The 14,283-nt window shown below is 69.0% G+C and carries 15 protein-coding genes; 9 read left to right on the top strand and 6 right to left on the bottom strand.

Annotated elements, in window-relative coordinates:
- Window positions 1–72 precede the first annotated feature (72 nt).
- From rpmH to ACSHXC_RS19560, 9 genes are all read left to right on the top strand, one after another.
- Window positions 73–210 (top strand): 50S ribosomal protein L34, encoded by a 138-nt coding sequence (rpmH, locus tag ACSHXC_RS19600; protein WP_006381191.1) that lies wholly within the window; start codon window positions 73–75, stop codon window positions 208–210.
- Between the two features lie 19 nt (window positions 211–229).
- Window positions 230–601, top strand: coding sequence for a ribonuclease P protein component (rnpA, locus tag ACSHXC_RS19595; protein WP_078966183.1), 372 nt, complete (start codon window positions 230–232; stop codon window positions 599–601).
- Complete coding sequence (gene yidD / locus ACSHXC_RS19590; RefSeq protein ID WP_078966182.1) at window positions 598–933, top strand: membrane protein insertion efficiency factor YidD; 336 nt, start codon at window positions 598–600, stop codon at window positions 931–933. The genes rnpA and yidD overlap by 4 nt, the downstream gene beginning before the upstream one ends.
- Before the next feature lie 3 nt (window positions 934–936).
- Window positions 937–2,223, top strand: a complete 1,287-nt coding sequence (yidC, locus tag ACSHXC_RS19585) for a membrane protein insertase YidC (protein WP_438292782.1) — start codon at window positions 937–939, stop codon at window positions 2,221–2,223.
- A 14-nt stretch (window positions 2,224–2,237) separates the two neighbouring features.
- Window positions 2,238–2,750 (top strand): protein jag, encoded by a 513-nt coding sequence (locus ACSHXC_RS19580; RefSeq protein ID WP_344370897.1) that lies wholly within the window; start codon window positions 2,238–2,240, stop codon window positions 2,748–2,750.
- A gap of 109 nt (window positions 2,751–2,859) precedes the next feature.
- Window positions 2,860–3,585 carry a 16S rRNA (guanine(527)-N(7))-methyltransferase RsmG gene (gene rsmG / locus ACSHXC_RS19575; RefSeq protein WP_438292781.1) on the top strand — a complete coding sequence of 242 codons (726 nt, stop codon included), beginning with the start codon at window positions 2,860–2,862 and terminating at the stop codon, window positions 3,583–3,585.
- Window positions 3,586–3,878: 293 nt separating this feature from the next.
- Window positions 3,879–4,955 carry an AAA family ATPase gene (locus tag ACSHXC_RS19570; RefSeq protein ID WP_189969878.1) on the top strand — a complete coding sequence of 359 codons (1,077 nt, stop codon included), beginning with the start codon at window positions 3,879–3,881 and terminating at the stop codon, window positions 4,953–4,955.
- The gene (locus ACSHXC_RS19565) at window positions 4,952–6,049 is read left to right on the top strand and encodes a ParB/RepB/Spo0J family partition protein (RefSeq protein ID WP_438292780.1); all 1,098 of its coding nucleotides are present in this window, start codon (window positions 4,952–4,954) and stop codon (window positions 6,047–6,049) included. Before ACSHXC_RS19570 ends, ACSHXC_RS19565 begins: the two co-directional genes overlap by 4 nt.
- Window positions 6,050–6,356: 307 nt before the next feature.
- Window positions 6,357–6,974, top strand: coding sequence for a GNAT family N-acetyltransferase (locus ACSHXC_RS19560; RefSeq protein WP_438292779.1), 618 nt, complete (start codon window positions 6,357–6,359; stop codon window positions 6,972–6,974).
- 79 nt (window positions 6,975–7,053) lie between these two features.
- Here the strand turns inward: ACSHXC_RS19560 and trxA are convergent, their stop codons facing one another.
- The 6 genes from trxA to murJ all read right to left on the bottom strand — a co-directional run bounded on the left by trxA (window position 7,054) and on the right by murJ (window position 14,260).
- Entirely contained in the window at window positions 7,054–7,389 is a 336-nt protein-coding gene (gene trxA, locus ACSHXC_RS19555; protein ID WP_386033426.1) for a thioredoxin, read from the bottom strand.
- Window positions 7,390–7,442: 53 nt separating this feature from the next.
- The gene (gene trxB, locus ACSHXC_RS19550; protein WP_438292778.1) at window positions 7,443–8,402 is read right to left on the bottom strand and encodes a thioredoxin-disulfide reductase; all 960 of its coding nucleotides are present in this window, start codon (window positions 8,400–8,402) and stop codon (window positions 7,443–7,445) included.
- Window positions 8,403–8,541: 139 nt separating this feature from the next.
- Entirely contained in the window at window positions 8,542–9,498 is a 957-nt protein-coding gene (locus ACSHXC_RS19545; protein ID WP_438292777.1) for an anti-sigma factor family protein, read from the bottom strand.
- On the bottom strand, window positions 9,495–10,199 hold the full coding sequence (gene sigM / locus ACSHXC_RS19540) for an RNA polymerase sigma factor SigM (RefSeq protein WP_438292776.1): 705 nt from the start codon (window positions 10,197–10,199) through the stop codon (window positions 9,495–9,497). Before sigM ends, ACSHXC_RS19545 begins: the two co-directional genes overlap by 4 nt.
- 24 nt (window positions 10,200–10,223) lie before the next feature.
- Window positions 10,224–11,963 (bottom strand): protein kinase family protein, encoded by a 1,740-nt coding sequence (locus tag ACSHXC_RS19535; protein WP_438292775.1) that lies wholly within the window; start codon window positions 11,961–11,963, stop codon window positions 10,224–10,226.
- 128 nt (window positions 11,964–12,091) lie between these two features.
- Window positions 12,092–14,260, bottom strand: coding sequence for a murein biosynthesis integral membrane protein MurJ (gene murJ, locus ACSHXC_RS19530; protein WP_438292774.1), 2,169 nt, complete (start codon window positions 14,258–14,260; stop codon window positions 12,092–12,094).
- Between the last annotated feature and the right edge of the window lie 23 nt (window positions 14,261–14,283).

The following is a 14,283-nucleotide window of genomic DNA, read 5'->3' as shown; positions in this document are numbered from 1 at the left end:
GAGCTACTCGTGGGCGCACGGTGACAGCCAGGCGATGTCCCGCCGCCAACGAATCATTTCTGGAGCCCCCGAGTGAGCAAGCGCACCTTCCAGCCGAACAACCGTCGCCGCGCCAAGACCCACGGCTTCCGCCTGCGGATGCGTACCCGCGCCGGCCGCGCGATTCTCGCGAACCGCCGTGGCAAGGGTCGCGCCAGCCTGTCCGCGTAATCAGCTAACAGGTCATGACGTGCTGCCTACCGAGAATCGGCTGAGGCGGCGCGAGGACTTCGCGACCGCGGTACGCCGAGGACGCCGGGCCGGCCGCCCGCTCCTCGTCGTCCATCTACGCAGCGGTACAACGGACCCGCACGCGCCTGGGGAGAGCGCTCCCCCGACGCGTGCGGGTTTCGTTGTCAGCAAGGCCGTCGGCGTGGCTGTCGTCCGCAATCTGGTGAAGCGCAGGCTTCGCCATCTGATGCGCGAACGGCTGCCCCAGTTGCCCGCCGGTAGCCTGGTGGTCGTACGGGCATTGCCCGGTGCGGGTGATGCAGACCATGCACAGCTGGCCCGAGACCTGGACGCCGCCCTCGCGCGGCTGCTGGGAGGGGGCGCGCGATGAAGTACCCGCTGCTGGCCCTGATCAAGCTGTACCAGTGGACGATCAGCCCACTTCTGGGGCCCGTCTGCAGGTACTACCCGTCGTGTTCCCACTATGGATATACGGCGATCGACCGGCACGGTGCCGTCAAAGGCACGGCCCTGACCGCCTGGCGCATTCTGCGGTGCAATCCGTGGTCGCCGGGCGGTGTGGACTACGTACCGGAGCGCAAGCGGCCTCGATGGCACGAGGCGCTGCGCGCTGCCTGGCGCGGCGACAAGGGCGGGCAGTCCGCCGCTGAGACCGAGACAAGCCCGGCCGCAGAGACCCCGCCCAATGCTCAAGGAGCCTGATTAGTGGACACGATTGCCAGTCTGTTCAGCTTCATCACCTGGCCTGTTTCCTGGGTCATCGTCCAGTTCCACAAGTTGTACGGCGCGATCTTCGGGCCGGACACGGGTTGGGCCTGGGGCCTGTCGATCGTGTCCCTTGTGGTGCTGATCCGTATCTGCCTGATCCCGCTGTTCGTGAAGCAGATCAAGTCGACCCGGAACATGCAGGCGCTCCAGCCGAAGATGAAGGCGATCCAGGAGCGGTACAAGAGCGACAAGCAGCGTCAGTCCGAAGAGATGATGAAGCTGTACAAGGAGACGGGCACCAACCCGCTCTCCTCGTGCCTTCCGATCCTCGCTCAGTCGCCGTTCTTCTTCGCGCTCTACCACGTGCTCGCCGGCATCGCCAACGGCAAGACCATCGGCGTCATCAACCAGCCGCTGCTCGAGAGCGCCCAGAAGGCCCACATCTTCGGTGCCCCGCTGGCGGCGAAGTTCATGGACAGCGCCTCCAAGGTCGAGGGCCTCGGCGCTTCGCTGACCGACGTCCGGATCATCACCGCGATCATGATCGTGCTGATGTCGGCCTCGCAGTTCTTCACCCAGCGCCAGCTGATGACGAAGAACGTCGACCTCACGGTCAAGACGCCGTTCATGCAGCAGCAGAAGATGCTGATGTACGTCTTCCCCGTCATGTTCGCCGTGATGGGCATCAACTTCCCCGTCGGTGTCCTCGTCTACTGGCTGACCACCAACGTGTGGACCATGGGCCAGCAGATGTACGTCATCAACCAGAACCCGACGCCGGGTTCCAAGGCCCAGGCGCACTACCTGGACCGCCTGGTCAAGAGCGTTTCCGCGCATGGCGAGGTCCGCGGCAAGCGGCGCCGCGCCGTCGTCCAGGCCATCGTGGCCAAGGGCCCGGACCGCAACGACAACGAGCGCAAGTTCGTCACCACGCTCTCCAAGCAGGGCTTCGCGGCCCAGGCCGACGGCTCCGTGGTGAAGAGCGACCCGGCGGCCGCAGAGGCCGAGGGCGCGGCGGCTCCCAAGCGCCAGCAGCCCAAGCGGCAGACCAAGGCACAGCGGCAGGCGGGTGCGGCTCAGCAGGACGAGGCCGCCGCGAAGACCTCGCTGTCGAAGGACTCCTCCGAGACCTCGGACGCCGTCGAGAAGAAGGCCGAGCCGCAGGACGCGAAGCCCAAGCAGGATGCCAAGCCGAAGCAGGGCAAGCCCACCGCCGGCCAGGCACGAGCCAAGTCGGGTCAGCGCAAGGGTCAGCAGCGGCCCAAGCACCCGTCCAAGAAGTAAGAAGGAGTCCATCCGTGACGGAAGGCACCACCTCCCCGGCCGCTGAGGGCGTCGACACCCTCTCCCGCCTGGAGCAGGAAGGGGAGATCGCCGCCGATTACCTCGAGGGCCTGCTCGACATCGCCGATCTCGACGGCGACATCGACATGGACGTCGAGGCGGACCGGGCCGCGGTCTCGATCATCAGTGACAGCAGCAGCCGTGACCTGCAGAAGCTCGTCGGCCGGGACGGCGAGGTGCTGGAGGCGCTCCAGGAGCTCACGCGCCTCGCGGTACACCGTGAGACCGGAGACCGCAGTCGGCTGATGCTGGACATCGGCGGCTACCGGGCCAAGAAGCGCACGGAGCTCGCCGCGCTGGGTGCCAAGGCGGCGGACGAGGTGAAGAGCACCGGCGCGCCGGTGAAGCTGGACCCGATGACGCCGTTCGAGCGCAAGGTCGTGCACGACGCCGTCGCGGCGGCGGGGCTGCGCAGCGAGTCGGAGGGCGAGGAGCCGCAGCGCTTCGTCGTCGTGCTGCCCGCCTGAGCGGTCATTGCTTTCTCGGCCCCGTCTGTTCGCAGGCGGGGCCGATCTTTGTCAGCCTGATAGTCAGCCACCACAGTGCGTTAACGCGAGGTAGGGAAGGACGGTCCCCGTGACGGAGGCAGAGGCAGCAGCGGAGCTTCCCCCGGCGCCCGAAGAGGCGCGGGCGGTTTTCGGTGAGTTCTTCCCGGAGGCCGTGCGGTATGCGGAGCTGCTCGCGGATGCGGGGGTCAAGCGAGGCCTCATCGGGCCGCGTGAGGTGCCGCGTCTGTGGGAGCGGCATCTGCTCAACTGCGCGGTGCTCTCCGAGGTCGTCCCGGAGGGCGTCACGGTCTGCGACGTCGGCTCGGGTGCGGGGCTGCCCGGTATCCCGCTGGCGCTGGTGCGCCCGGACCTGAAGATCACGCTGCTTGAGCCGCTGCTGCGGCGCACCAACTTCCTCCAGGAAGCCGTGGAGCTCCTGGGCCTCGACCATGTCACCGTGGTGCGCGGCCGTGCCGAGGAGATGCTGGGCAAGGTCGCACCGGTGCACGTGGTGACCGCCCGCGCGGTGGCACCGCTGGACCGGCTGGCCGGCTGGGGCGTGCCGCTGCTGCGTCCGTACGGCGAGATGCTCGCGCTCAAGGGCGACACGGCCGAGGAGGAGATCGTGGGTGCGCGTGCCGCGCTGAGCAAGCTCGGTGTGGTGGAGACCACGGTGCTTCACGTGGGTGAGGGCATTGTGGACCCGCTGTCCACGGTCGTACGGGTCGAGGTCGGCGAGAGCCCCGGCGGTGTGCGGTTCGCCGCGAAGCGCGCCAGGGCCGCCAGGACCAGCCGCACCCGGCGTCGCCGCTGAGCTGAACGCCCCCGGCCGGGGCGTTCAGTGGATGAATGCTCCATAGAAGGCGGCATACGTACGCATTTCGGAGTGTCGTAACGGTCTCCTGGTAGCGCGGATGCATCGTGTTTCACGTGAAACGTCGCTCACTGCTGCACGGAATCATCAGCCGCGGCCGTGCGGCTTCCTCGCCGCGCGACCGTAGGCCGTTCGCAGGGGGCCCTGAGTCCCCCGCGGGGGCTACGGAGTTGTCCACAGAGGTGGATTCATCCACAGAAGACCGGGCCTCGCTGGTTCACGACCCCGAAGACATGGGAGGCTCTGTGCATTGCGAGCCTGAAGTCGAGGAGAGTGAATCCTTGCGGTCCGACGCCAACATCGCGGGACCGATGACCGATCCGGTCCCCGGTCCCCGAACCGAATCGGTGGGGGAGGATGTTTCACGTGAAACACCGCCCCCGATGGACGACACCCCCATCGGTCGCGCTGCCCAGCTGGCGGTGGAAGCTCTCGGCCGTGCCGGCGAGGGTCTGCCCCGGCCGGAGCAGACCCGAATCATGGTCGTTGCCAACCAGAAGGGCGGCGTAGGAAAGACCACCACCACGGTCAACCTCGCCGCTTCCCTCGCGCTGCACGGCGCACGGGTCCTGGTCGTCGACCTCGATCCGCAGGGCAACGCCTCGACGGCGCTGGGTATCGACCACCACGCCGAAGTCCCATCGATCTATGACGTCCTGGTCGAGAGCAGGCCGCTCGCCGAAGTGGTCCAGCCCGTCCCGGACGTCGAGGGTCTCTTCTGCGCACCAGCCACGATCGATCTCGCCGGTGCGGAGATCGAGCTCGTGTCCCTGGTGGCCCGGGAGAGCCGGCTGCAGCGCGCCATCCAGGCGTACGAGCAGCCGCTGGACTACATCCTCATCGACTGCCCGCCCTCGCTGGGCCTGCTGACGGTCAACGCGCTGGTCGCGGGGGCCGAGGTCCTGATCCCGATCCAGTGCGAGTACTACGCATTGGAGGGCCTGGGCCAGCTCCTGAGGAACGTCGATCTCGTACGCGGCCACCTCAACCCGGCATTGCATGTGTCGACGATCCTGCTCACCATGTACGACGGCAGGACCCGGCTCGCCTCGCAGGTGGCCGACGAGGTGCGCAGCCACTTCGGCAAGGAGGTGCTGAGGACCAGCATTCCGCGCTCGGTCCGCATCTCCGAGGCGCCGAGCTACGGGCAGACGGTGCTCACCTATGACCCGGGCTCCAGCGGCTCGCTCTCGTATCTCGAAGCTGCCCGCGAGATCGCCCTGCGCGGTGTCGGAGTGCAGTACGACCCCACGCACTCGCATGTGGTCAACCAGAACAACCAGCACAGCATGTCGGAGGGGATCCAGTGAGCGAGCGACGCAGAGGATTGGGGCGTGGGCTCGGTGCGCTGATCCCGTCCGCCACGCAGGAGAAGCCGGGCTCCTCGGTGGGGACGGCTTCCACGTCCCCGTCGGCGGTGCCGGTTCTGACGGCGGAGCGAGGGGTGGCGGCCGCCAAGGTGACGACGTTGCCGTCGGCTCCTGTTTCACGTGAAACAGCTCCGGAGCCCGAGCCGGAGTCCGTACCGGAGCCGGTTACCCCGGCCGGTGCGTTCTTCGCCGAGCTGCCGATCGACTCGATCACGCCCAACCCGCGTCAGCCGCGTGAGGTGTTCGACGAGGACGCTCTGTCCGAACTGGTCACCTCCATCAAGGAAGTCGGCCTGCTCCAGCCCGTCGTCGTCCGGCAGGCCGGCTCCGAGCGCTACGAGCTCATCATGGGCGAGCGGCGCTGGAGGTCCTGCCGCGAGGCCGGTCTTGAGCGGATCCCCGCGATCGTCCGGGAGACGGACGACGAGAAGCTTCTGCTCGATGCCCTCCTGGAGAACCTCCACCGGGCCCAGCTGAACCCGCTGGAAGAGGCCGCCGCCTACGACCAGTTGCTCAGGGACTTCAAATGCACCCATGACCAGCTGGCGGACCGCATTGGCCGCTCGCGACCGCAGGTCTCCAACACGCTGCGTCTGCTGCGTCTTTCGGCTCCTGTGCAGCGCCGGGTCGCCGCCGGTGTCATCTCGGCGGGCCACGCCAGGGCGCTGCTCTCGGTGGAGGACACCGGGGAGCAGGACCGGCTCGCCCACCGCATCGTGGCCGAGGGGCTCTCGGTGCGGGCGGTCGAGGAGATCGTCAGCCTGATGTCCTCGGAGCCCCAGGCTGCTCCCAAGGCCAAGGGGCCGAGGGCGGGGACGCGTCTGTCTCCGGCGCTCTCCGACCTGGCGACCCGGCTCTCGGACCGCTTCGAGACGAGGGTGAAGGTCGACCTGGGCCAGAAGAAGGGAAAGATCGTCGTCGAGTTCGCCTCGATGGACGATCTGGAGAGGATTCTCGGCACCCTTGCCCCGGGCGAGGGACGGGTCCTGGAGAAGGGCCTCGCCGAGGACGCCTCGGAAGACGACGACAGCTGAGTCCGTTCGGCTTCGCTTGAGGGGCGGGCCGTGTGCCGGTTCATACCGGAACACGGCCCGCCCTTTGCATGCGGACGGTATCCCCGCCGTGATGCGCTGGATACGATGCGTTCTGGTATGGCACATCCACCTTGATCCATCCTCTAGGGAGGGCGGGGGCCATGCGAACGGTGAGCCGCACTCAACTGGTGACGGCGGGGCTCGGTCTCGGGGCGGTCGGCGGGTTCGTCGGCAGCCTGCTCCGGGAGTGGAGCGCGCTGTCGGCCGCGCAGAGTGCGGCAGGCGAGGGAAGTGAGGAACAGCCTCCATGGGGCGTCGGCTCGTACCGCTCACGCTGGACAACCTTCCGGACCTCCCCAAGCGATGCCGAGGCTGCGTCTTCTGGGAACTCGATCCGGTCAGCGGAGAAGCCGCGGTAAAGGCGGGCAGACCCGAGCTGGAGAAAGAGGCCTGGATCTCGGGAGTGCTCCTGGAATGGGGCTCCTGCGGCCGGGTCGTCTACGTCGACGACATCCCGGTCGGCTATGTGCTCTACGCGCCCCCGGCCTACGTGCCCCGATCCACCGCGTTTCCCACCAGCCCGATGTCTGCCGACGCCGTACAGCTGATGACGGGGTGGATCATGCCGGGCTATCAGGGGCAGGGGTTGGGGAGAGTGCTGGTGCAGACGGTCGCCAAAGACCTGCTGCGCCGTAATTTCAAGGCCATCGAGGCGTTCGGGGACGCCCGTTGGCGGGAGCCCGCTTGTGTGCTGCCCGCTGATCATCTGCTGGCGGTCGGCTTCAAGACCGTACGGCACCACCCGAGATATCCGCGGATGCGGCTCGAACTGCGAACGACGCTGTCCTGGAAGGAAGATGTCGAGCTGGCCCTGGACCGGCTGCTCGGCGCAGTCCAGAAGGAGCCGGCCCTCAGGCCGCTGTAGAAGAGTTTTCCATGAGAAACGGGCCCGCCCCCATCAGGGAGCTGGCCCGTTTCACGTGAAACAACGAGTGCGTCGAGGCTTACTGCTCGGCGATGAAGACGTCGAGGTCACGCAGCAGCGCGGCCTTCGGCTTGGCGCCGACGATCGTCTTGGCGACCTCGCCGCCCTGGTAGACGTTGAGCGTCGGAATCGACATCACGCCGTACTTGGCGGCGGTCGTCGGGTTCTCGTCGATGTTGAGCTTGACGATTTCGATCTGGTCGCCGTGCTCGGCGGCAATGGCCTCCAGCGACGGGGCGATCTGGCGGCACGGGCCGCACCACTCGGCCCAGAAGTCCACGAGGACGGGCTTGTCGCTCTTGAGGACGACCTCGTCGAAGTCGGCGTCGGTCACGTGCTTCAGGGTGCCGGCCACGGCAGTCTCCTAAGGGGTGTTGGGGGGAGAGGGGGGAAGCTGGAACGGGCGGATCAGACGCCGGCTGCGGCCTTCTCGCTGTCGGCCAGGGCGGCGAGGAAGCGCTCGGCGTCGAGGGCGGCGGAGCAGCCGGTGCCGGCGGCCGTGATGGCCTGCCGGTAGGTGTGGTCGACGACGTCGCCGGCGCCGAAGACACCCGTCAGGTTGGTGCGCGTCGACGGGGCGTCGACCTTCAGGTAGCCCTCGTCGTCCAGGTTGAGCTGGCCCTTGAAGAGCTCGGTGCGCGGGTCGTGGCCCACGGCGATGAAGAGACCCGTCACCGGCAGCTCGGAGGTGGCGCCGGTCTTGGTGTTGCGCAGCGTCAGACCGGCGAGCTTCTGGTCGCCGTGGATCTCGGCGACCTCGCTGTCCCACGCGAACTTGATCTTCTCGTCGGCGAAGGCACGCTCCTGCATCGCCTTGGAGGCGCGCAGGCTGTCGCGGCGGTGGATGATCGTGACCGACTTGGCGAAGCGCGAGAGGAAGGTCGCCTCCTCCATCGCGGTGTCGCCGCCGCCGACGACGGCGATGTCCTGGTCCTTGAAGAAGAAGCCGTCGCACGTGGCGCACCACGAGACACCGCGGCCGGACAGCTTGTCCTCGTTGGCCAGGCCCAGCTTGCGGTGCTGCGAGCCGGTGGTGACGATGACGGCCTTGGCGCGGTGGACCGTGCCCGCGGTGTCCGTGACGGTCTTGATCTCACCGGTCAGGTCGACGGCGACGACATCGTCGGGGACCAGCTCGGCGCCGAAGCGCTCGGCCTGGCCGCGCATGTTGTCCATGAGCTCCGGGCCCATGATGCCGTCCTGGAAGCCCGGGAAGTTCTCCACCTCGGTGGTGTTCATCAGGGCGCCACCGGCGGTGACGGCGCCCTCGAACACCAGCGGCTTCAGCGACGCACGTGCGGTGTACAGCGCGGCTGTGTATCCGGCCGGGCCCGAGCCAATGATGATCACGTTACGGACGTCGCTCACGGGTTTCTTCCTCGTCTCTGCGGACTGCCTACTGCCTGTCGGGGCCCCGGTCCAGGACTCTCACCCCACCCAACGGATCCTACGGGGGATGCATTCCCGAGCCGGACGGGCAGCGCGGAGACGCGGCCTTCGCGAGGTCTCAGCGGCGCGGGTAGGAGTGCGTCAGCAACAGCTTCCCCTGGGCCGAGGGGGCGAGGCTCTCGCAGGCCGCATCGACGATGTACGCCTCCACGTTGGCGGGATTCGCCTGGTCGGGCAGCACGACGAGATACACCTTGGCTCCCTCGTACGTGCCCTGCTCGGCTGCCAGGGGCGCCTGAGAGGTCTGCCCGGTCGCTGCCTGGACACAGGCGGGGACACTGACGGCGGAGCGCACGCTGTCCGAAGAGTTCTCGTCGCTGGGCGCATTCTTCGTTGACGGCGCGATCTTCGCCGAGGGCGCGTTCTGGGCGGTCTGGCCGTGCTGGGCCGCAAGAAGTGACTGGACCCGTCCTTCGAGCATGCCCGAGGAGTAGACGGTGCCGCCGGGCACGGGCGTGCCGGACGCGGTGTGGTCGGCATGAGAGGACGACGTGGGCGACTGGCTGTTCTGCACGAAGAAGATCCCCGCGCCGATGGCCGCGGCGCCGAGCACCGCGCTGAGCACGGTCGCACGGCGTCGGCGTGTCTTGGCGGCGCGACCGGGACCCGTGGCGGCGCGGCTGTGCCCGGCGGGCCGGTCGGCCGGCGGGAGGCCGGCACTGGCGGAGACAGGGGTGGTGTCGCCTGCCGGTTCGGTCGCGGCAGCCGCCGTTTCACGTGAAACATGCGTGGTTTCACGGGCGAGTTCGTCGGGGGCCGTAGCGTTCAGCAGTGCTTCCGCGGCGAGCGCCGCATCGATGCGTCCGGCCACGTCGGCGGGCATGCGCTGCGGCCCGGGAAGCGTGCCGAGCAGATCACGGATCTCTTCGAGAGAGGCCCGTACATCGGCGCAGAGTGCGCAGTCTTCCAAGTGCCGACGGACGTCCGCCGTGCGCGATGGAGGCAAAAGGCCCTCGGTGAGTTCGGAGATCTCCGAGACGTCCGGGTGTTGTGTCGTTCCGGTCGTGGATGTCACGCGCGCCCACCTCCGCCCTTCACGGCAGCCGAATCGCTCGGTCCTGCATCGTTTGTGCCCGACGCCGGTGGGACGGATGTCCCCGGCGTCCGGTTCCTTCCCCCACCAGACTCACCACTACCCCCCGCGTCAGCGCGCAGATGAGTGAGCAGCGGCAACAGCCGTGCCCGCCCCCGAGCACACCGGCTCTTCACCGTCCCTGTGGGGACATCGAGCAAGCGGGCCGCCTCCGCCACGGGGTACCCCTGCATGTCGACGAGTACGAGTGCGGCGCGCTGGTCCGGCGGGAGGGTGCCCAGGGCCTCCATGAGCTGCCGGTGCAGATCCTGCCGTTCGGCGGGGGCCTCGGCCGACTCGTGCGGCTCGAGGAGCTGGTCCAGGCGCTCGGTGTCGTCGACCGGGGACGTCTTGCGGGAGGCTGCCTTGCGGGCCCGGTCGAGGCAGGCGTTCACCGTGATGCGGTGCAGCCACGTGGTGACGGCCGACTGACCGCGGAAGGTATGGGCGGCCCGATAGGCAGAGACGAGGGCGTCCTGGACGGCGTCAGCGGCCTCCTCGCGGTCCCCCAGCGTGCGCAGCGCCACCGCCCAGAGCCGGTCGCGGTGACGCCGCACGATCTCACCGAAGGCGTCGGGGGCGCCGACGACGTGGCGGGCCAGGAGGTCCTGGTCGCTCATGTCGCCCAGTGTGGCCTCGTCCAACGGTGAGCCTCCCCTGCCGTTCGGTCAGCCGGCGAACTTAACGTCGGTGATGCCCTGTTTATGGCCCTCGCCGCTGTAGTTGTCCTCGGGCGATTCCGGCATCGCCGTCATCCAGAGCAGCACGTACTGCGACTTGACCGGGGTGCTCGCCTTCAGGTCGGCCTTGGTGTCACTGGTCTTGATGGTGGCGATCTGTTTCATCGAGCTGACCGGTGTTGACGGAGAAAGAGAGTCCGTCGCGTATAGCGTGATCGTGGTGTGGTCTCCGCCGTAGCGCAACAGTATCGACGCGGTCGAGATGTCCTTGGCCGAGCCGAGGTCGTAGACGATGCCGACGCCGGTCTTCACCGAGGGCACCAGGTCAGGGCCCTGCTTGAAGCTCTTGGTGCGCCAGTAGCTCGTCGTACTGCCGTCGTACGTGTTCTTCACCTCGGCCGCGTTCTGCGGTGACCCGTCCGGTGCGTACTCCTCGGCGTCCTGGATCTTGATCGGCACGGGAGCCTTCGGCTTGTCTCCGTCCCCGTTGCCATGGTCCGTGGTCTGGGTGTTGCCCGTCTCGTTGGAGCCGCCCTTGTCGCGGTGGAGGAGGGCGTCGGCCAGCTGCCAGCTGCCGAGGCCCAGTGCGGCGATCAGGAGTGCGGAGACGGCCCACTTGAGGGCCTTGCCGGTGCGGCCCTGTAGTGCCGGGGGCGGAGGCGTCACGGGCTGGGTGACGGAGGGGCCGGGGCCTGCGGTCGGGCGGCCGTACGTCCCCTGCTGGTAGGTGGTGCGCTGGTACTCGGGCGGCGCGGTGAACGCGGGCTCCGGCGGGCGGATGCGCGGCATCTCCCCGACGGCCTTGACCAGCTCGTCAGGGGTGGTGCAGGGCGGGTCCTGGCGGGACGCGGTGGCCCCGTCGTTGACCAGCGCCCGCATCGCGAGCTCCGAGAGGCCCCGGTGGACGCCCGCCCGTACCTGGTCGGGGGCGATCAGGCCGACGCCCTTGGGCAGCCCGTGCAGACCGTAAGCATCGCTCTCGTACGGCCACCGCTGGGTGAGGACGGCGTACAGGAGGGCGCCGATGGCCTCGGTGTCGCTTCGCTGCGGGGTGTCGGAGCTGATGCCGCGCAGCGCGGCGGCGACGGCCAGGCCGCGGATGCGGTACTGCCCCGTCGAGGTCCGCAGGACCGCGCTCGGGGTGAGCCTGAGGTGGGCGAGGCCCTCGCGGTGGGCGGCCGCCATGGCCTGGGAGACCTGCGTGACCATCTGGTAGGCGTCGTGCGCCTCCAGCGGGCCGAGCGCCAGCAGGGCGGTCAGCTCGGTGGCGTCGGGCAGCCACTCGTGCACGACGTAAACGAGGTCGTTCTCCTCGACGGCGTCCAGGACCTGCACGAAGCGGGGGTCGCCGAGCAGTGCGGAGGAGCGGGCGGCGGCCAGCACGGAGCGCGCTCGCGGGTGGTCGGCGGGCAGCAGGTGGACGCCGACGGCCCGGCGGAGTTTCTCGTCGACGGCACGCCAGCTGCTGAAACCGTCCAGACGGGTGACGCACTCCTCGAGACGGTAGCGTCTGGCCAGCTTGTGGCCGCTGTGCAGTTCGGGCGTCGCGATCGTCGGCTCGGTGGCCTTGCGCTCGCCGCCGGTGCCGTTCGTGCTCTGCTCAGCCGTGTCTGCCGTGTCGATGGACTCCGTCACCCCGTCGGTCGTCGCCTTGTCCGCCTTGGCGGTCAGCGGGTTGTCGCCGCTGTTGTCGGCCACGTCGACGGCAGCCGTGCTACGTTCCGCCACCGTCGCTCCTGCCTCCCCATCCGTTGCGTGCTGTAGGCCAGCCATGCAAAGTCATGCCAATTGTGCCCACAGTCCGGCACTATGCACGACACGCGGTGGCCGACGATGGTTGTGCGCGGGCTCCGGCCTCAGCGGCCGAGCCGCCCGCGCACCATTCCGACCATGGCGTTGAGCTCTTCGATGCGCATCCGCTTGGCCGCGACGAAGAAGACGCCGAGCAGTACGGCACCGCCGACGACCAGCGCCACGACCGATCCTCCCGCGCCCTCGCCCAGGAACTTCAGCAGGCCGAAGCCGACCGCGCCACCGGCCACCGCGGCCGGCACCGCGGCGAGGCAGAGCCGGGCGTACGTACGCAGGACGTGCGCACCGTCCAGGTCGCCGCCCAGCCGGTTGCGCAGTCGCCGCCAGGCCACCCCGACGCCCACGGCGTAGGCCAGGCCGTATGCGGCAGCCATGCCCACGACCGCCCATCGGGCGGGCAGCACTACGTAGCAAACGGCCGAGGCGGCCGCGTTGACGGCAGCCACGATGACCGTGTTGTAGAAGGGCGTGCGGGTGTCCTCGTACGCGTAGAAGCCGCGCAGGACGACGTACTGCACGGAGTAGGGGATCAGGCCGAGCGCGAACGCCATCAGGATGAAGCCCATGGACTGGGCGGCCTGGACGCCGCTGGACGCGTACAGCAGGGTGCACATGGGGACGCCCAGTGCGAGGAAAGCGAAGGCGACCGGCACAATCGCGACCGCCGAGTTCCGCAGGCCCTGCGAGATGTCGTCGCGGACCGCGCCTGGGTCGTTGTCGTGCGCGGCACGCGAGATGCGCGGCAGCAGCGCGGCCATGACCGAGACGGTGATGATGGCCTGCGGCATGCCCCAGATCAGCTGGGCGTTGGAGTAGGCGAGGAAGCCGGCGCCGGAGCGCCCCGATTCCTTGCCGGCAGCCGTGGCGAACCGCGTGACGACGATGACTCCGGCCTGGTTGGCGAGCACGAACATCACGGTCCACTTGGCGAGCTTGACCGTCTTGCCGAGCCCGTGGCCCTTCCAGTCGAAGCGCGGCCGGAAGCGGAAGCCGGTCTCGCGGAGGTAGGGAAGCATCGCCAGAGCCTGCACGACCAGGCCGAGCAGGGTACCGATGCCGAGCAGCCGGACACCGTCGTGCGGAATCGTCTGGACGCCCATGTGGGACTCGGCGGAGGTGCCGTACACCCAGATGAACAGGCCGAACGTGCAGATCATCACGATGTTGTTGAGGACCGGGGTCCACATCATCGCGCCGAACTTGCCGCGGGCGTTGAGGATCTGGCCCATCACCACGTGCACGCCCATGAAGAAGATCGTGGGCAGGCAGTAGCGGGCGAACGTGACGGCGACGCTGTTGGCGGCCGCGTCGTTGCCGATGGTCGGCGACATCAGCTGGATCAGCAGCGGCGCCCCGATGACGGCGAGCGCGACGATGGTGCCGAGCGCCACCATGACGAGGGTGAGGAGACGGTTGGCGTAGGCCTCGCCGCCGTCCTCGTCGTCCTTCATGGAGCGGACCAGCTGGGGCACGAACACCGAGTTCAGACCGCCGCCGACGGTGAGGATGTAGATCATCGTCGGCAGGGTGAGCGCGATGGTGAACGTGTCACCGAGCAGCGCGGCACCCAGCGCCGCGGTGATCACCAGGCTGCGCACGAAGCCCGTGAGGCGGGACACGAGGGTGCCCGCCGCCATCACGGCGCTGGACTTCATCAGGCTGGAGGCTCGGCCGGCCGGCTTCGGAGGCGGCTCGGGTGCCTGTTCCGGCGCTGAGGGCGCCGGGGGCTGGCCCGCCTGCTGCTGGTCCCGGTAGAGGTGGGCGAACGCGTCCTGCTCGGGCAGCTCCTCACCCGCCTGGGTGACCAGGTCGTCGACGCCCACGAACTGCGTGGTCCTCGCGTCGTCGCCGTAGGGCAGATGGCGCGAGGGGCCCTCGGGCTCGGGCGGCGGGGTCTGCGCCCAGATCCGCGGGTCGGGCGCGTACTGCTGGGCGGCGGGCTGCTGGTAGAGCGGCGGCTGCTCGGCGTAGGTGCCCGGGGGCGGCGGCGGGTGCGCGGCGCGGTCGTAGAGCGCCTCGGCCACCGGGTCCTGGGCGGAGAGGTCCTGCGACCGGTAGGGGTCGTAGGTGTAGGCGTCCTGGACGTACGGGTCGGGGGCGGACTGCGGCGGCGGGACCTGGCCCGGCTGGGCGGGTGCCGGGGGCATGCCCCCGGAGGGCGCGGCACCGCTGCCACCGCCCTGCCCACGGTCACCGTCGTACGGCGCGTTCATGGTTACCCCACCTCATCGTCCCC

Source organism: Streptomyces sp. HUAS TT7, from assembly GCF_051550175.1.
GTDB lineage: Bacteria > Actinomycetota > Actinomycetes > Streptomycetales > Streptomycetaceae > Streptomyces.
Note: the sequence above shows the minus strand (reverse complement) of the source record. Positions and strands in the feature narration are given on the sequence as shown.

What these genes read in the sequence shown, in the direction of transcription:
- ACSHXC_RS19570 (WP_189969878.1), top strand. Translation starts at nt 3,879, where the DNA reads ATGGGAGGCTCTGTGCATTGCGAGCCTGAAGTCGAGGAGAGTGAATCC.
- ACSHXC_RS19560 (WP_438292779.1), top strand. Translation starts at nt 6,357, where the DNA reads ATGGGGCGTCGGCTCGTACCGCTCACGCTGGACAACCTTCCGGACCTC.
- murJ (WP_438292774.1), bottom strand. Translation starts at nt 14,260, where the DNA reads ATGAACGCGCCGTACGACGGTGACCGTGGGCAGGGCGGTGGCAGCGGT.
- yidD (WP_078966182.1), top strand. Translation starts at nt 598, where the DNA reads ATGAAGTACCCGCTGCTGGCCCTGATCAAGCTGTACCAGTGGACGATC.